Here is a 17,819-nt window from a genome sequence, read left to right as displayed (position 1 = left end):
CATCTGTTAGTATACTCCATTTGCCAGCTAATGCAAAGCTTTTTTCTAGAATTTCCAGCCTGAAAAAAGCTGCGCTTTTTCACTCGATGGCAGCGTTTTCTATCTATGCTAAGATTAATTTTATGCAAAAAAATTAATTTATTGTTAGTAGAAAAGAAAAAATGAGGTAAAAAATGATCAAATTAATTGCTATCGACACTGACGGTACCCTGCTCAACTCCCAAGGAGAAATCCAGGCCAGCACAAAGGAAGCCATCTCTAAGGCACTTGACCGCGGCGTTAAAATCGTTCTCTGTTCCGGCCGGCCAATCGCGGTACTGCCGCCTGCTTCCTTGAACTGCTCAATCCCAAGGTCAACAAGGGCCAGGGGCTCAAAGAACTCTGCGGCCGGCTGGAAATCGCGCCAGAAGAAGTCATGGCGATCGGCGACGAGAGAAACGACTTAGACATGTTTGCTTTTGCCGCCACCAGCGTGGCCATGGGCAACGGCAATGACCTGGTTAAGCAAGCCGCTGACTATGTCACCAGTAGCAATGATGAAGACGGGATCGCCCAAGCTCTGGAGAAATTTGTTTTTTAGCAGGTAATTTTCCCTAAACTGACAATTTTTTGCCTTTTTAAAAAATATTGGCAAAAAAGGTGTAATAGTAAGTGGAGGGAAAAAATGCTCAGCGAAATGATTTCTTTACTCTGCGGTCTTTTGGCAGCTTTCATCGCCGACCGTTATCGTTATAATACCTTTCTTGAGTGTAAAAGCTGGCTGGCGGATGATATCCCTTACATCATTCTGGCCGGAAATTTGTTAGTTTATTTAATCTCCAATTCTAGGAGCAGTGCTATTTCTTTGCTCTTTATAATCAACTTCTTTTTAATGGTTGTCAGCGACCTGCATGAACAGTCTTTTGATACTTGCCTGCTCGTCGTACCGCTGGCCACCGGGCTGATGCATTTTTTCCAGACACCAAACACGGAAGGCCTGGGGCAGGCTGCAATTTTTCTGGCAGTCCTGGTCTGGCTCGCTTTTACAGGGAAAATGGGCAGCGGGGACGTTTGGCATTTTTTACTCCTGTCTTTAAATTTTTCATGTCCCGTTGCTGTGAAGAGTTTCCTGCTGGCCTCCCTGCTGGCCATCGCCCACGCGCTTTGGCATAAGCGGCCGGGTAAAGAGCCCTTTGCCTTCCTGCCCTACTTATTCTGGGGCCTCAACCTCCAATTTTTCCTTTAGGGTAAAAGAAAAAACGTTCGGATGACTTTGAGCCATTCGAGCGTTTTTTCTTGTTAATTAAACTGGATTACTTGCTTTCAGTTTCCTTGTTTTCGTCTTCCATCTTCTTTTCCAGGTCAGCGATTGAGTAAACTGAGTCTGGTTGTTGAACATCAACCTTTGGCACTTGGTCGCGGTAAATTGGCATACCAGTACCAGCTGGGATGATCTTCCCGATGATGACGTTTTCCTTCAAACCGAGAAGCGGGTCGTTCTTGCCGCGGATTGACGCGTCGGTAAGAACCCGGGTAGTTTCCTGGAAGGAAGCAGCTGACAGGAAACTGTTGGTTTCCAAGGCAGCCTTGGTGATACCCAGAATGTCAGCCTGGGCAGTAGCCGGGATCCCGCCGCTGATGATGACGTCACGGTTTCTGTCGCGGAATTCAGCGATGTCCATGACTTCACCTGGCAAGATGTCGGTTTCACCTGGGTCAAGAACCCGGACCTTCTGCAGCATCTGTCTGGTCAAGACTTCGGCGTGCTTGTCGGCCAGGTCAACCCCTTGAGTCCGGTATGACTTCTGGACTTCAGCCAGGATGTATTCTTCAGTCGTCAAGGTGTCAGTTACCTTGATCAATTCCTTAGGGTCGATAGAACCAGGGATCAGCTTGTCACCACGGTGGATTTCATCACCTTCCTGAACTGCTGGCTTAGCAGTGTAAGGAATGGTGTAGACTCTGGTGTCGATCTTGCCCTTAACGGTGATTTCCTGCAAGTGTTCAGCCGCGTTACTTTCGATCTTGTCAACAACACCGTCAACTTCAGAGATAACCGCGCGACCCTTAGGGTTGCGGGCTTCGAACAATTCTTGCACACGAGGCAGACCTTGAGTGATGTCTTCTGCGCCGGCAACACCACCGGTGTGGAAAGTACGCAGGGTCAGCTGGGTACCTGGTTCACCGATTGACTGAGCGGCAACCGTACCAACTGCTTCACCGATTTCAACTTCTTCGGCAGTGGCCAGGTTCCGGCCGTAGCACTTCCGGCAGATACCGTGGGAAGTGTTGCAAGTCAGGATTGATCGGATTTGAACTTCCTGCACGCCAGCGTCAACAATCTTCTGCGCCATTTGTTCGTCCATCAAGACTCCCTTAGGGCAGATGACTTCACCAGTTTGCGGGTCACGGATAGTCCGGTTGGTAAAGCGGCCGACCAGACGGTCGTAAAGTGATTCAATCAAGCCGGCATCCTTGTCAACGATGGCCTTGGCAGTAATGCCGCGGTCAGTGCCACAGTCGTCTTCACGAATGATAACGTCCTGGGCAACGTCAACCAAACGACGGGTCAGGTAACCAGACTGGGCAGTCTTCAAGGCCGTGTCAGTCATCCCCTTCCGGGCGCCGTGAGTTGACATGAACAGTTCCAGAACGGTCAGACCTTCCTTGAAGTTGGAGATAACCGGGATTTCGAACAACTCACCACTTGGAGTGGCCATCAAACCACGCATACCAGCCAGCTGGGTAAAGTTGGAGATGTTACCACGGGCACCGGACTGCTGCATGACGGAGATTGGGTTCCTTTGGTCCTTGAATTCAGCAATTTCCTGTTGAACGGCATCCTTACAGTCAGTCCAGATCTTGATGACGTTGTCGTGACGTTCCTTGTCGGACAGCTTGCCCCGGCGGAACATCTTGGATACTTGCTTAACCTTCTTGCGGGCTTCAGCAACCAAAGCATCCTTGGTCTTGGTTTCCGGAACGTCAGCCATACCGATGGTCAAGCCGGAAATAGTTGAAGCTGAGTAGCCCATTTCCTTCAAGTCGTCCAGATATTCAGAAGTTCTTTGTACCCGGTAGCGCTTGTAGATTTCAGAAATAGTGTCACCCAGGAAGCCCTTCTTGAATGGCGTAGCCACAAGGTCCTGGCCAATTTCAGCGATCTTGTCCTGGATGTCCTGGCCATCTTCCAGGAAGTACTTGTCAGCCATTGGCTGCTTCAAGTTGTCCTGGGTTGGTTCGTTGATGTAGAAGTAGTCGTCTGGGAAGAGGGAGTTGAAGACCAAGCGGCCGTAAGTAGTTACGAAAATGCTGTCTTCGTGGCCCGCGCCCCAGTCCTTCTTCGGCATTGAAGCGGCTGACACACCGATGATGGTGTGGTAGTGAATATCACCGTTGTTGTAGGCGATGGTTGCTTCTTCTGGAGTAGCAAATATCATGCCTTCGCCTTCCCGGCCGATTTCAGCCTGGGTCAGCCAGTAATTACCCAAAACGATGTCCTGGGACGGAGTAACGATTGGCGTACCGTCCTTAGGAGTCAAGATGTGGTGGGCAGCCAGCATCAAGAGGCGGGATTCAGCTACAGCTTCGTCTGACAACGGCACGTGGATGGCCATCTGGTCACCGTCGAAGTCGGCGTTGTAGGCTTCACAAGCCAGCGGGTGCAAACGCAGGGCCTTGCCTGGGACCAAAACTGGTTCAAAGGCCTGGATTGACAGCCGGTGCAGGGTAGGTGCCCGGTTCAAAAGAACTGGACGTTCCTTAATGACGTATTCCAATACGTCCCAGATGTCGTCGTCTTCCCGGTCAATCTTGCGCTTGGCGTTCTTGATGTTGGAAGCAATGCCCCGGCGGACAAGTTCCCGCATAACGAATGGCTTGAACAATTCCAGAGCCATTGGACGCGGAACACCACATTGGTAAAGCTTCAGCTTTGGAGAAACGTCGATAACTGAACGGCCGGAGTAGTCAACACGCTTACCAAGCAAGTTTTGACGGAAACGCCCTTGCTTACCCTTCAGCATGTGTGAGATAGACTTCAGTGGCCGGTTGCCTGGCCCAACAACTGGGCGGCCCCGGCGGCCGTTGTCGATCAAGGCGTCAACTGCTTCTTGCAGCATCCGCTCTTCGTTTTGCACGATCAAGCTAGGAGCGTGCATGTCCAGCAGCTTCTTCAACCGGTTGTTACGGTTGATAACCCGACGGTAAAGGTCGTTCAAGTCGGAAGTGGCGAAACGGCCACCTTCCAGCTGAACCATTGGGCGCAAGTCCGGCGGAATAACCGGAACAGTTTCCATAACCATCCATTCAGGCTTGTTGCCGCTGTTTCTGAAGGCATCAAGGATGTCCAGCCGGCGGATGGCCCGGGTCCGCTTTTGCCCCTTCAAGGTTTGCAGTTCTGCCTTAAGGGTAGTAACTTCCTTGTCCAGGTCAACCTGCTTAAGCAGGTCGCGGATAGCTTCGGCACCCATCTTAGCCACGAAGCGGTTGCCGTACTTGGCCTTTTCTTCCCGGTATTCAGCTTCAGTCAAGAGCTGCTTGGCTTCCAGGCCAGTGTCACCTGGATCGATGACAATGTAGGCAGCGAAGTAGATAACTTCTTCCAATTGCTTTGGAGACACGTCCAAAACCAGACCCATTCTTGATGGGATACCCTTGAAGTACCAGATGTGGGTTACAGGAGCAGCCAGCTCGATGTGGCCCATCCGTTCTCGGCGCACGTGAGAGGTCGTTACTTCAACCCCGCACCGGTCACAGACGATCCCCTTGTAGCGAACGCCCTTGTACTTGCCACAGGCACAAGCGTAGTCCTTGGTCGGCCCGAAGATCCGTTCATCGAACAGACCGTCTTTTTCTGGCTTCAAAGTCCGGTAGTTGATGGTTTCCGGCTTCTTAACTTCCCCGTAAGACCAGCTTCTGATCTTGTTTGGTGAAGCCAAACCAATCTGCATGCTTTCAAACTTATTTACGTCGATCAAAGTTTAACCTCCCAATTACTTTGAAGCCTTGTCGTCGTCAGCAGTTTCAGCTTCATTTGCATCAGCATCTGCTTCAGTTGCGTCTTCTTCCGTGCTGCCTTCAGCTTCTGCGGCGATTTCGGCCTCTTCTTCGGCCAACTTCTTCTTTTCTTGCGCTTCCGCAAGGCGAGATAAAGCATCGATGTTTACATGTTCATTTGAGTCTTCGTCCATGTCGCGCAGTTCAACTTCGTTTTCGTCGCTGTCCAAAACGCGCAGGTCCAGACCCAATGATTGCAGTTCCTTGACCAAAACGCGGAATGATTCAGGCACGCCTGGCTTAGTAATTCTTTCGCCCTTGACGATTGCTTCGTAGGCCTTGACACGGCCGACAACGTCGTCAGACTTGTAGGTCAGGATTTCTTGCAGGGTGTAGGCTGCACCGTAGGCTTCCAAAGCCCAGACTTCCATTTCACCAAAACGCTGGCCGCCGAATTGCGCCTTACCACCCAAAGGTTGTTGGGTAACAAGTGAGTAAGGCCCGATTGACCGCGCGTGGATCTTGTCGTCAACCATGTGAGTCAGCTTCAGGTAGTACATAACCCCGACTGAAACCCGGTTGTGGAATGGTTCACCGGTCCGGCCGTCGTAAAGGACAGTCTTACCGTCTGAGTCAACACCGGCTTCGCGGACAAAGTCCCAAACGTCGTCTTCGCTGGCCCCGTCGAATACCGGAGTAGCCACGTGGATACCCAAGGCCCGGGCTGCCCGGCCCAAGTGGATTTCAAGCAGCTGCCCGATGTTCATACGTGATGGCACACCCATTGGGTTCAAGCAGATGTCGACTGGAGTACCGTCTGGCAGGTAAGGCATGTCTTCAACTGGAGCAATCAGGGCAACCGTACCCTTGTTACCGTGACGACCGGACATCTTGTCCCCGACTTGGATCTTTCTCTTCTGTACGATGTAAACCCGAACCAGGGTGTTAACGCCTGGTGCCAGTTCGTCGCCGGCTTCACGGGTGAAGACTTGAACGTCTTGAACCACACCGCCACCGCCGTGAGGTACCCTCAATGAAGTATCACGGACTTCACGGGCCTTTTCACCAAAGATGGCGTGCAGCAGTCTTTCTTCAGCGCTCAGTTCAGTTATCCCCTTAGGGGTAACCTTGCCGACCAGGATGTCGCCGTCGTGAACTTCGGCACCGATCCGGATGATCCCGTTTTCGTCCAGGTCCTTCAAGGCGTCTTCACCAACGTTAGGGATTTCCCGGGTAATTTCTTCCGGCCCCAGCTTGGTGTCACGGGCTTCTGAGTCGTAGTCTTCAATGTGGATTGAAGTGTAGACGTCTTCCTTAACCAGGCGTTCGCTCAGCATGATGGCGTCTTCGAAGTTGTACATGTTCCAAGTGGTGAAGGCGATAACCGGGTTTTGACCCAGGGCAAGTTCGCCATCAGCCATTGACGGACCGTTGGCAATTACCTGGCCATCAACAACCTTGTCGCCGCGCTTGACGTTTGGCGTTTGGTTGTAGTTCTTAGTCGCGTTTGACCGGCGGTACTTTTCAAGGGTGTAAGTGTCCAGTGTCTGGTCTTCGCGGCGGACGCGGATTTCGTTTGCGTCCACGTATTCAACTTCACCGTTTGCTTCAGCCAGCAAGGCGTCACCGGAGTCGTGAGCTGCCCGGTATTCCATACCAGTAGCCACAAGCGGACCGTGCGGGTTGATCAAAGGAACAGCCTGACGTTGGTGGTTGGCCCCCATCAAGGCCCGGTTGGAGTCGTCGTTTTCCAGGAATGGAATACATGCGGAAGTTACGGAAACAACCTGCTTTGGAATAACGTCTATGTAGTCGATCCGGTCTGGACTTACTTCGACGTTGTCTTCCCGGTGCCGGCAAAGGATCACGTCATCAACGAAGGAGCCGTCTTCGTTCAGAGGAGTATTGGCCCCGGCGATGATGTAGTTGTCTTCTTCATCGGCAGTCAAGTAGTCGATCTTGTCGGTAACCTTGTGGGTTGCCCAGGAAACGCGCCGGTATGGGGTTTCCAGGAAGCCGTACTTGTTGATGATGGCGTAAGTGGCCATGGAGTTGATCAAACCGATGTTAGGGCCTTCTGGCGTTTCGATTGGGCACAGACGGCCGTAGTGGGTGTAGTGAACGTCCCGGACTTCGTAGCCGGCCCGGTCACGGGACAGACCACCAGGCCCCAAGGCGGACATACGCCGCTTGTGGGTCAATTCACCCAGCGGGTTGTTTTGGTCCATGAATTGCGAAAGCTGGGATGAACCGAAGAATTCCTTGATTGAACCAACGATTGGCCGGATGTTGATCAATTGCTGCGGAGTAACCGTAGCCGCGTCTTGAATTGACATACGTTCGCGGACAACCCGTTCCATCCGGGCCAAACCGATCCGCATCTGGTTTTGCAGCAATTCGCCAACCCGGCGGATGCGACGGTTACCCAAGTGGTCGATGTCGTCGATGTTGCCGACGCCTTCTTGGAGTTCCAGGAAGTAGTTGACAGAAGCGATGATGTCGGCTGGAGTGATGCACTTAACGTCTTCAGCAATGTGGCCGTTGGAGATCAGCTTGATTTCCCGGTCAGGAATTTCACGGGAGAAGACCTTGATTTCCTGAACAGTTACAGGTTCTGGGATTGCACCTTCATCAGATGGGGTGTAGGTAACAGTCTTGAAGTCGTCGCGGTCCAGGTAGTCCTTCAGAACGTCCATGACTTCGTTGTTGACAACCGTCCCCTTGGCAGCTAGAACTTCTCCAGTGTCAGGGTCAGCCAGGGTTTCAGCCAAAGTGTAGCCCAAAAGCCGGTTCTTCAAGCTCAGCTTCTTGTTGACCTTGTAGCGGCCAACAGCAGCCAGGTCGTAACGGCGTGGGTCAAAGAAGCGGGAAACCAGGAGGCTCCGGGATGAGTCGGTAGTCTTTGGTTCACCTGGACGCAGGCGGTCGTAGATGTCCTTCAAGGCTTCTGCTACCCGGCTGTCTGCTGGGTTCTTGTGAACATCCTTGTCCAAAGTCAGGTCCAAAGTGTCGCTGTCGCCGAAGATTTCCTTGATTTCGCTGTCAGAGCCAAAGCCCAGGGCCCGGACCAGGACAGATAAAGGAAGCTTCCGGGTCCGGTCAACCCGGACGTAGGAAATGTTCTTGGCGTCAGTTTCGAATTCCAGCCAAGCCCCACGGTTAGGGATGACAGTCGTGCCGAAGATTTGCCGGCCGTTCTTGTCGAATTCGCCACTGTAGTAGACACCAGGTGATCTAACCAGCTGGGAAACGATAACTCTTTCCGCCCCATTAACGATGAAGGAGCCGGACTTGGTCATCAGCGGCAAGTCGCCGAAGAAGACGTCTTGGGTCTTGATTTCGCCAGTTTCGTGGTTGGTCAGCTTCAGAGTCACGTGCATTGGAGCGGAGTAAGTCGCGTCGTGCTTGCGTGCTTCATCGACAGTATACTTAGGTTCTTGCAGCTTGTAGTCGACGTATTCCAGAGTCAGGCGGCCAGAAGCGTCGCTGATTGGCAGAATGTCGTCGAAAACTTCCTTAACGCCTTCGTCAAGGAACCACTTGTATGATTCAGTCTGTACGTCGGTCAAGTTTGGCAGCGGCAGGATTTCCTTAATCCGTGAGAAGCTGCGTCTTGTCCGGTGTTGTCCGTAATTTACTACGTGTCCGTTTAGCAAGGAAAACATCCTTTCTATCCTGTTGAAGAAAGCAAATATTACATTTGTGTTACATTTTAAAAAGGCCGGGATTTTGGGCATAAAAAAGACAAAAACGAACCAGTCGTTTTTGTCTGTATCATTTTACTGGACAATATATCAGTAAAATCCTGAACTTCAGCCTTTTAAATCGCCCAATATTGTACCACTAATTTTAAAGGAAAGCAAGCCCTAGTGGCCGCTAAAAAGCATGGCCGCCTGGCTGACCAGACCAACCCCGGTGAGCTGGTAACCGCCAGCCATGATATTCCAGAAAATCTGCTTGCCTTGCGGGCTGAGCTGGGATTTGATCGCGACCGGCTCTAAAGCGATCCGCAAGTCCCGTAAACCTTCTCTTCCAGCTGCTGCTTAGCTTCAAGCAGGGCCTCCCGATCTTCTCTTGGCATTTCGTCGTAAAGAGCGTCGATGATGTCGCTGTAAAGCAGGATCCGCCCGTCAGTCTTCTTGCTTGCTTCTTGTTCTGCCTTAGCAGCTTCAGCTTTTTTCTTCTTGCCAAACATAATCTGCCTCCAAAAATCTATTGATTATCCCTTGATCTTTTCACCAGTCTTGGCCTTGACGATTTCAAAGCGCAGCTTGCCGCCCCGGGCACCGATCTTGACCGTGTCGCCGGCCTGCAGCTTTTCGCTGACCAGGTCCTGGGCCAATTCGTCTTCAACTTCATCCTGGATGGTCCGCCGCAATGGCCGGGCCCCCATTTCCGGATTGTAGCCGTCCTTGGCCAATTGGTCCAAGGCAGCTGGCGACAGGCGCAAAGTAATATCTTTTTCCGCCAGCCGCTTGACCAGCTTCCGGGTCAAAAGTGTCACGATTTCCCGCAGCTGCTTGGCTTCCAGGGGCTTGAAGACGATCTTTTCGTCGATCCGGTTCAAAAATTCCGGCCGGAAGAAGTCCTTGGTAGCCCTGGTTACCTTTTCTGCGATCAGCTTGCCCTGGTCTTCCTGGCTGGCTGAGAAGCCCACGTGGCTGTCAGCTTCCAAGCTTCTGGAACCAAGGTTGGAAGTCATGATGATAATCGTGTTTCTGAAGTCGACCTTCCGGCCCAGAGAATCAGTCATGAAGCCTTCATCCAGGACCCGTAGCAAGACGTTGAAAATTTCCGGGTTTGCCTTTTCCACTTCGTCAAAAAGAACCACTGAGTAAGGATGTTCCCGGACTTTGTTGGAGAGCTGGCCCCCTTCTTCGTAGCCAACGTAGCCAGGCGCTGACCCGATCAGCTTGGAGGAAGATTCCCGGTCCATGTACTCTGACATGTCGACTCTGATGATATTGTCTTCTGAGCCAAAAACTGCCTCAGCAACAGCCTTAGCCAGTTCAGTCTTGCCGACCCCGGTTGGGCCTAGGAAGAGGAAGGAACCGATCGGCCGGTTCTCGTCCTTCAAGCCGCTTCTGGACCGGCGGATGGCATTGGCCACGGCCTTGACGGCATCGTCTTGGCCGATGACTCTTTCATGCAGGATCCCTTCCAGGCGGGCCAGGCGCTTATTTTCGCTGGTCTTAAGCTGGGTTACCGGAACCCCGGTCCAGATGGAGACCACCTTGGCCACGTCTTCAGCCCCAACGACTGACCGCTTCTCATCCTTGCCGGCCAGCTTCTTGGCAATCTCATTCCGCTTTTGCCGCAAGGCGATTTCCTGGTTGCGCAGCTTGGCCGCTTGGGCAAAGTTCTGCTTGGCTGCTTCATCGTTCTTCTGCTTGAGAGTCCGGCTGATTTCCAAATCGATTTCAGCCAGGTCCTTGTCTTCGCCAGTGTCATTAGCCAGTTTAACCGCCGCGCTGGCTTCATCGATCAAGTCGATGGCCTTGTCCGGCTGGTAGCGGTCGGCAATGTAGTGGCTGGACAAATCAACTGCTGCCTGCAAGGCTTCTTCTGACAAAGCTACCCGGTGGTAGTCTTCATACTTGTCCTTGATCCCATGCAAAATTTGCAGGGTTTCCTCTTCATTTGGCTCAGCCAGGCGGACCAGCTGGAAGCGGCGGACAAAGGCAGAGTCTTTTTCCATGTGCTTGCGGTATTCTTCAAAAGTCGTGGCCCCGATCAATTGAATGTCCCCGCGGGCCAATGCCGGCTTCAAGGTGTTGGAGGCGCTCATCGCCCCTTCCGCGTCCCCGGCCTTGACCAAAGAGTGGATTTCGTCGACAAAAAGAATGACATTCTTGCTGGCAGTAACTTCCTTGATTAAGCGGTCCATCCGCTCTTCAAATTCACCCCGGTAGCGGGTACCGGCCACCATGCTGTTGATATCCAGTGAAACCACCCGCTTGTCAGCCAGGTCCCGGGGAACCTTTTTAGCAACGATCGCACTGGCCAAAGCTTCAGCGACCGCGGTCTTGCCGACCCCAGGCTCACCGACCAAAAGGGGGTTGTTCTTGGTCCGCCGGGACAGGATCTGAATCACCCGGTCCAGTTCCCGCTGGCGGCCGATCACCGGGTCAATGTTGCCTTCTTTAGCCCGCCGGTTCAAGTCGATCCCGAAGCGGTCCAAAATCGGTGTCTGCGACTGGCTGCTGCCTGCCGCGGCTGGCCGGCTGGTCTGGCTGCTTTCCCCGGTCACCTGGTTGGCGTCGTCCAGTTCGTCTTTCAAGTTTTCCAGGTCCACGTCCAGGTTGCGCAGGATCATGGCTGACAGGATCTGCTCACTGGAGACCAAAGCCTGGAGAATGTCAGTCGTTTCGATTTCCTTGCTGGACCGGAGTTCAGAATTCCGCTTGGCATAATCCAGCGCCAAAGTCAGACGGGGAGAAAATTCCATGTAGCTTGTCGGGGCCGCTGAGCCGTAGTCCGTGTAGCGCTCGATTTCTTCCCTGACTCCGGTCGGCGTCACGTTCATGGTCCGCAGGATCTTGCCGGCTTTGCCGTCAGCTTCGATTACCAGGGCCAAAAGGACGTGCTCTGTCCCGACCAGGCGGTGGTGAAACTCCTTGGCTTGTTCCTGGGCAATTTCCAAGACCTGTCTGCTGCTCTTACTGTATGAATTTTGCATATAAAAATCGCCTCACACTGGACCTAGTTGCCTAAAGCTACTGCCGCGATCTGCTCTAAGTACTTCTGGTCCAAATCATCAAAATTGTCTAAATTAGTCGAGTCAAAGTCGTACACGCCCCAAAGGCTGCCATCCCGGTTAAAAACCGGCACGACAATTTCTGAATTGGAGGCACTGTCGCAGGCTATGTGGCCTGGGAAGTCATGAACATTGGCCACGATCTGCGTCTTCTTTTCCAGGGCGGCTTTCCCGCAGACCCCCTTACCCAGCTGGATGTGCACGCAGGCCGGCATCCCCTGGAAGGGTCCCAGGATCAATTCCCCCTTTTCAAAACGGTAGACCCCGGCAAAATTAACGTTTTTCATCCCCGCCTTCAAAAGGGCCGAAACATTACCGGTATTGGCGATCCAGTCGCTCTCCCCGGCCGTCAAGGCCTTGGCCTGCTCAAGCAATAACTCGTACTCTGCCTGACTTGCTGCTGCCATGATTTCCTCCTTCACGTCTGCCAATAAATAGGTAAAAAGGCAAAAATTGCTATGCTTGCAAGCATAACATTTCCCGATCTTTTCGACAAGCCAGGCGCCCCGCAGATCTATTATAAGGCTATAAGGCAAAAAGAAAAGGCCCGCTAAATTAGCGAGTCTTTGATGAAGCGGAAGACGGGATTCGAACCCGCGACCCCCACCATGGCAAGGTGATGTTCTACCACTGAACTACTTCCGCGATACATTTATTAGTTTACCAAAAAATTTCTCTTTTGCAAGTCTTTTTTGCCCATAAATGAGAAAAAAGCGCCGCTATAAAGTAACGCTTTGATCACACATTGGCTAATCGGGAATGCAGGATTTGAACCTGTGACCTCTACGTCCCGAACGTAGCGCTCTACCAAACTGAGCTAATTCCCGAAGAAGCGGAAGACGGGATTCGAACCCGCGACCCCCACCATGGCAAGGTGATGTTCTACCACTGAACTACTTCCGCAACACATCTATTAGGATAATCTAAAAGCCGGGTCTTGGCAAGGGCTTTTTATAAAAAATAGTATTTTTCTCGGGGGCAAGTTCGATTAAACTAAGAGTAAGAAAACGTTTGTCTAAATGAAAGGAAGAGAAAAAATGAAAAAGAAAAGACTCCTGGCGGCCTGCCTGGCCTTGGCCCTCCTGCCTCTCCTGTCCTCCTGCTCCATGATCAGCGACTACACCCTGGACCTCAAGTCCAAGCTGGTCGGCATCCCCTTTACCGTCTCCACCTATGACTACGACGGGCAGAAGATCGACCAGATCAAGGGTAAGTCAGTCCACATTGAGACCTACAAGCCGATGAGCAAGAAAAATTCCAGCGGCGACGAGCAGTCCAAAGTCATCGACGTGGAATTCGGCGGCCAGCAGATGATCCATGTCGGCTCCAGCTTGATCGCCAACGAAGGCCTGCGCAATTACGAAGATACTTTTTCCAAAAAGGTCACCATCACCGACAAGCAGCGGTCCATTCCGGTTCTGTCAATAATGTACAACAATTTCAGAAACGACTGGCTCTCCAAGGGCAAGGTTATCATGATCCGGTCCCAAGCCGGCAAGCCGATCGCCGTTTATGCCGGTAACAAGGTCCGGGTCAGTGCCACTGACATGCCATCAACCACCCAGATCAATGTCGACGGACACCGGCTCTTTATCTACCGCTGCGACTACTCCATCTATGACATGGAGACTATCAAGAAAATGTAGACGCAAAAAACGTTTCCTCAAGCAGGAAACGTTTTTTAGTATTAAGGAGTATTTTTCAAAAATTACAGTTTGGACAGGGCCTGGTCCAGGTCGGCCAAAAGGTCGTCGATATTTTCCACCCCAACGGAAATTCTGATCAAGTCCGGAGTAATCCCGACGCTGGCCAGTTCTTCGCCGTTCAGCTGGGCATGGGTGGTTGAAGCTGGCTGGATGATCAAGGACTTGGCGTCAGCCACATTGGCCAAAAGAGAGAAGAGCTTCAAGTTGTCAATCAGCTGCTTGCCGGCTTCTTCCCCGCCCTTCAGGCCAAAGGTGAAGATTGAGCCGACCCCCTTCGGGAAGTCCCGTTCAGCCAGGGCATGGTCCGGGCTGTCGGCCAGGCCCGGGTAGCGGACCCAGGCAACCTTTGGGTGCTTGCTAAGGTATTCAGCTACTCTTTGCGCGTTGTAGACGTGGCGTTCAACCCGCAAGGACAAGCTTTCCAAACCCTGCAAAAGAAGGAAGGCGTTGAAAGGACTGAGGCTGGCCCCGGTGTCGCGCAGAACTGTTGCCCGGATCTTGCTCGTGAAGGCCCCAGCCCCCAGCTTGGCCCAAGTCACGTCCTTGTAGGACGGGTCAGGGTTAGTGAAAGTCGGGTAGCGGCCGGACTTTTCATAGTCAAACTTGCCGCTTTCCACGACTACCCCGCCCATAGTCGTCCCGTGGCCACCGAAGAACTTGGTCGCTGAGTGAACAACCACGTCAGCCCCATGTTCAAATGGCCGGTAGAGGTAAGGGGTAGCAAAGGTGTTGTCGATAATGACCAAAACCCCGTGCTTATGGGCCACTGCTGCTACCGCGTCAATGTCGATCAAGTTGGCATTCGGGTTGCCGATGGTTTCAGCATAAACCACCTTGGTATGGTCGTTGATTTCTTTTTCAAAATTGGCCGGGTCGCTTGGGTCAACGAAGTGGGTATTGATGCCCAATGGCGGCAAGGTCTGGGCAAACAGGTCGTAGGTCCCGCCGTAAATGGTGGAAGCAGCTACGATTTCGTCGCCCGCCCCGGCTACGTTCAAGATAGCCGCGGTGATCGCTGCCGCCCCAGTTGCCAAAGATACACCACCAGTGCCGCCTTCCAGGGCAGCCACCCGGCTTTCAAAAACAGCCGTGGTTGGGTTGGTCAAACGGCTGTAGATGTTGCCGGCGTCGGTCAAGGCAAAGCGGCCAGCTGCCTGGTCAGCGTCGTCAAAGACATAGGACGTGGTCTGGTAGATCGGCACTGCCCGGGCGCCAGTTTCGTCGATTGGCTGGCCGGCGTGGACCTGCAAAGTTTCAAATGACAAACCTTCGTTGCTGATAGCCTCTTTACTCATGTTTTTTACCTCGCTTGTGTTGTTGCTGTGTAATATTTATTTTTTAGTTGTTAGTTGTTGGAAATGATTAGATTGCTGAAATATTGCTGTTACAAACACAAGCGACACATGTAGCTGACCCCAATCGCTGCTCCCCGCCAGAGGATCAGCCAGCGTTTCGTCTGTTGATACCGTTTCCTACACATGAACCTTACCTCGTAAAAAAAGCCGCCCAACTAACCAGTAGTTCAGGCGGCCTTTACTATCTTCAATACAGTAACGATCTTAGGATGGTGAACCACAGGTATTCGCTTCTACGCTAAAAGGCATGCTGGACATCAGCATGTTCATTGGCATGACTTGCATTTGACAATTCTTAGCTGCGAATTCCATCTTGGTTCTCCCTTCTTCATCAGTTCTTAATTTAGTTTTAAGTGTACTATCCTTAGGGAAAATGTCAATCCGTTTTTTAGAAAAAAGGGCAAACAAAAACCAGGAAATCATGGCAGTGATTTCCTGGTTGATCGTCCTATTCACCAAATCAAGCCGCCGAAAGCACTTTCCCAGCTAAACTTAATCCGTATTTAAAGTATACGAGCTTTTTGTCCAAAGTCAATCTCTTTTCCGGGAAAAATCAGGACCGGGCCAGCAAAACATTGCCCCCGCCCTGCTTTTTCACCTCGTACATCAATTAGTCGGCCTTTTGGTAGAGCTGATCGACATTAGACAAGTTGTTTAGGTAGTGGATGACCCCGCAGGAAAAACGCAGCTGGCTGAGCCGGTGGCCGTAATTGTCGTTGATTTGCTTGAAGTAGTCTATGTCAACCAGGCCGATGAAGAGGTCAGTGCACTCCGGCTGCTCGATTGCTTTTTGTAAAAGGTCCATGAAGGTCGACCGGAGTATCACCCCGCTCAAGTGGTCAAAATTAGCCTGGACCCGGAGCTCGCGCTGGTTCTCCTTGTACTTGTTAAAAAGTAGGAAAGAGGCGATCCGCTCTCTTTGCACGATATGAAAAAACTAGGCGGCCGGGAAAGACATAAACTGGTGGGGCAGCATGGTCAAAGCGGCAAAGACCAGGTTCAAGACTAAAGCCAGAGTCCAGGCCCAGGTCTCTTCCCTTTTCAGCAAATAGTTGATTGCCAATAAAGCCAGGGCACTTCCAGCTGCCAGGCCTTCTCCCTGCCAAAACAAAAGCAAAGCTGCCGCCAGCAGGCCGCCATTCAAAACAGCTAATGCCCGCTTCCCCGGCCGCCAGAGAAGGTAGGCGCTAAGCCCCTCTAAGAGGCAGAGGACGGCAAAAATCCCCGCCTTTAAGGGCTGGCCGGCCAAATAAGCCGGTAAGCCGCTGCTGGCAGCCAAAAAGGCCCCAGCCAAGGCGGAGATGGTGGTTAAGATCGACAATAAGTATTTGTAGATTGGCAAAAATTCACCTTTTCTAATAGCAGCTCGCAATTTAATTGCCTATATTCTAGCAAAAAAGCTCTAATATTGATATCTTGAAAACGATTCGTTTTATTTTTTCAAACAAAAAACTCTCCAGGCAAAGCTGGAGAGTTAAATTTAGCGATCTGAACTACTTGTCCAGTTTAATGTTCTTTTCGTCGTCGACGATCTTTTCCGGCCGCATGGTTGGGAAGAGGAGGACGTCGCGGATTGAAGCCGCGTTGGTCAAAAGCATGACCAGACGGTCGATCCCGATGCCCAGACCACCCGTAGGTGGCATACCGTATTCCATAGCCCGCAGGTAGTCTTCGTCGATGATGTCGGCTTCGTCGTTACCGGCGTCACGTTCAGCCATTTGGGCTTCGAACCGTTCCCGCTGGTCAAGCGGGTCGTTCAATTCTGAGAAGGCGTTGCCGTATTCATTGCCCATGATGAAGATTTCGAAACGGTCAGTGAAGCGCGGGTCATCCGCGTTCTTCTTGGCCAGCGGTGAAACTTCAACTGGGTGGCCGTAAACGAAGGTTGGGTCAACGATTGTCTTTTCACCAAATTCTTCAAAGAAGGCGTTGATGATGTGGCCAACTTGCCAGTAAGGTTCAACTTCAACATGGTGTTCAGCGGCAACCTTCCGGGCTTCTTCCAGAGTCATTGGCTGCCAGAAGTCAACGCCAGTCAGTTCCTTGATCAGGTCAACCATGTGCACCCGGCGGAATGGCTTGCCCAAGTCCAGGTCAGTGCCCTGGTAGTTGATCTTGCCGTCTTCTGAAACAACCTTGGCCGCTGCCCGGATGATTCCTTCGGCTTCATCCATGACATCGTGGAAGTCGTAGTAAGCAGCGTAGGTTTCCAGTTCAGTAAATTCAGGGTTGTGCTTGAGGTCCATCCCTTCATTTCTGAAGACCCGGCCGATTTCGTAAACCCGTTCCATGTCACCGACGATCAGACGCTTCAGCGGCAATTCCAAGGCAATCCGCATGTAGAGGTTGATGTCCAAAGCGTTGTGGTGGGTGATGAACGGACGTGCTTCAGCCCCGCCTGGGATGTTGTGCAAAACTGGCGTTTCAACTTCCAGGAAGTCCTGCCCGTTTAAGTAGTCACGGATGGCCTGGATGATCTTGGTCCGGTTAACGAAGCGCTGGTAGCTTTCGTGGTTGGTGATCAAATCCAGGTAGCGTTGGCGATAAATGGATTCAACGTCCTTAAGACCGTGGTACTTGTCAGGTAGTGGCCGCAAAGCCTTGGACAGGAAGGTCACGTGCTGGGCCCGGACAGACAATTCGCCTGAGTCAGTCTTGAAGACTTCGCCTTCAACGCCCAGGAAGTCACCAAGGTCGGCCTTCTTGAAAATCTGGTAGTTTTCTTCACCGACCATGTCCTTGCGGACGTAGATCTGGATCTTGCCGCTACGGTCATAGAGGTCCGCAAAGCCGACCTTGCCCTTGCCCCGCTTGGCCAGCATCCGGCCAGCGATCTTGGTCTTCGGCATATTTGCGTTCAGTTCATCCTTGTCAAGGCCCAAGTACTTTTCGTCCAGGTCGCGGGCCAGGGCTTCCCGGTCATATTTGCGGCCGAAGGGTTCAATCCCCATCTCCTTGAGTTCTTCAAGCTTTTGCCGACGAACAAGCAATTGGTCGTTAATTTCGTTCTTTGCCAACGTGTTT

Annotated in this window: 13 protein-coding genes, 3 tRNA genes and 1 pseudogene; 3 read left to right on the top strand and 14 right to left on the bottom strand. The window is 52.1% G+C overall.

All coding sequences use genetic code 11. The annotated features are described in order from the left end of the window. Nucleotides 1–173: 173 nt before the first annotated feature. Both LJ046_RS03615 and LJ046_RS03605 read left to right on the top strand, forming a co-directional pair. Nucleotides 174–580, top strand: a pseudogene (locus LJ046_RS03615) (HAD family hydrolase). A gap of 84 nt (nt 581–664) precedes the next feature. Continuing rightward, complete coding sequence (locus LJ046_RS03605) at nt 665–1,225, top strand: hypothetical protein (protein WP_002878224.1); 561 nt, start codon at nt 665–667, stop codon at nt 1,223–1,225. A gap of 67 nt (nt 1,226–1,292) precedes the next feature. On the opposite strand, the gene rpoC is transcribed toward LJ046_RS03605, so the two are convergent. The 9 genes from rpoC to LJ046_RS03565 form a co-directional block, all read right to left on the bottom strand. Next, a complete protein-coding gene (rpoC, locus tag LJ046_RS03600; protein ID WP_002878228.1) occupies nt 1,293–4,958 on the bottom strand; it encodes a DNA-directed RNA polymerase subunit beta' in 3,666 nt (1,221 codons plus the stop codon). Between the two features lie 15 nt (nt 4,959–4,973). Beyond that, nucleotides 4,974–8,633, bottom strand: a complete 3,660-nt coding sequence (rpoB, locus tag LJ046_RS03595; RefSeq protein ID WP_035176535.1) for a DNA-directed RNA polymerase subunit beta — start codon at nt 8,631–8,633, stop codon at nt 4,974–4,976. A gap of 210 nt (nt 8,634–8,843) precedes the next feature. After that, on the bottom strand, nt 8,844–8,990 hold the full coding sequence (locus LJ046_RS10150) for a hypothetical protein (protein WP_002878233.1): 147 nt from the start codon (nt 8,988–8,990) through the stop codon (nt 8,844–8,846). Then, nucleotides 8,975–9,172 (bottom strand): hypothetical protein, encoded by a 198-nt coding sequence (locus LJ046_RS10145; RefSeq protein ID WP_002878234.1) that lies wholly within the window; start codon nt 9,170–9,172, stop codon nt 8,975–8,977. The genes LJ046_RS10150 and LJ046_RS10145 overlap by 16 nt, the downstream gene beginning before the upstream one ends. 24 nt (nt 9,173–9,196) lie before the next feature. Continuing rightward, on the bottom strand, nt 9,197–11,656 hold the full coding sequence (locus tag LJ046_RS03585; RefSeq protein WP_002878236.1) for an ATP-dependent Clp protease ATP-binding subunit: 2,460 nt from the start codon (nt 11,654–11,656) through the stop codon (nt 9,197–9,199). A 23-nt stretch (nt 11,657–11,679) separates the two neighbouring features. Continuing rightward, nucleotides 11,680–12,141 (bottom strand): GAF domain-containing protein, encoded by a 462-nt coding sequence (locus LJ046_RS03580; protein ID WP_002878237.1) that lies wholly within the window; start codon nt 12,139–12,141, stop codon nt 11,680–11,682. Between the two features lie 166 nt (nt 12,142–12,307). Next, nucleotides 12,308–12,379, bottom strand: a tRNA-Gly gene (locus tag LJ046_RS03575). Nucleotides 12,380–12,487: 108 nt separating this feature from the next. Next, nucleotides 12,488–12,561, bottom strand: a tRNA-Pro gene (locus LJ046_RS03570). Between the two features lie 4 nt (nt 12,562–12,565). After that, nucleotides 12,566–12,637, bottom strand: a tRNA-Gly gene (locus LJ046_RS03565). A gap of 116 nt (nt 12,638–12,753) precedes the next feature. Here LJ046_RS03565 and LJ046_RS03560 point away from each other — a divergent pair. Beyond that, nucleotides 12,754–13,380 carry a DUF5052 family protein gene (locus LJ046_RS03560; protein ID WP_003616936.1) on the top strand — a complete coding sequence of 209 codons (627 nt, stop codon included), beginning with the start codon at nt 12,754–12,756 and terminating at the stop codon, nt 13,378–13,380. Nucleotides 13,381–13,442: 62 nt separating this feature from the next. Here LJ046_RS03560 and LJ046_RS03555 read toward each other — a convergent pair whose 3' ends face one another. The 5 genes from LJ046_RS03555 to lysS all read right to left on the bottom strand — a co-directional run bounded on the left by LJ046_RS03555 (nt 13,443) and on the right by lysS (nt 17,812). Next, a complete protein-coding gene (locus LJ046_RS03555) occupies nt 13,443–14,735 on the bottom strand; it encodes an O-acetylhomoserine aminocarboxypropyltransferase/cysteine synthase family protein (RefSeq protein WP_002878659.1) in 1,293 nt (430 codons plus the stop codon). Nucleotides 14,736–14,999: 264 nt separating this feature from the next. Continuing rightward, a complete protein-coding gene (locus LJ046_RS03550; protein ID WP_002878661.1) occupies nt 15,000–15,218 on the bottom strand; it encodes a hypothetical protein in 219 nt (72 codons plus the stop codon). Between the two features lie 187 nt (nt 15,219–15,405). Beyond that, nucleotides 15,406–15,720 carry a GGDEF domain-containing protein gene (locus LJ046_RS09980; protein WP_231128072.1) on the bottom strand — a complete coding sequence of 105 codons (315 nt, stop codon included), beginning with the start codon at nt 15,718–15,720 and terminating at the stop codon, nt 15,406–15,408. Between the two features lie 12 nt (nt 15,721–15,732). Next, on the bottom strand, nt 15,733–16,137 hold the full coding sequence (locus LJ046_RS03540) for a hypothetical protein (protein WP_002878666.1): 405 nt from the start codon (nt 16,135–16,137) through the stop codon (nt 15,733–15,735). Between the two features lie 151 nt (nt 16,138–16,288). After that, a complete protein-coding gene (gene lysS / locus LJ046_RS03535) occupies nt 16,289–17,812 on the bottom strand; it encodes a lysine--tRNA ligase (RefSeq protein WP_002878668.1) in 1,524 nt (507 codons plus the stop codon). Nucleotides 17,813–17,819: the final 7 nt, after the last annotated feature.

Source organism: Lactobacillus delbrueckii subsp. jakobsenii ZN7a-9 = DSM 26046 (genome assembly GCF_001888925.1).
In the GTDB taxonomy this organism is placed as follows: Bacteria; Bacillota; Bacilli; order Lactobacillales; family Lactobacillaceae; genus Lactobacillus; species Lactobacillus delbrueckii.
The sequence above is the reverse complement of the archived record's forward strand: the minus strand, read 5'-3'. Positions and strand labels throughout refer to the sequence as shown.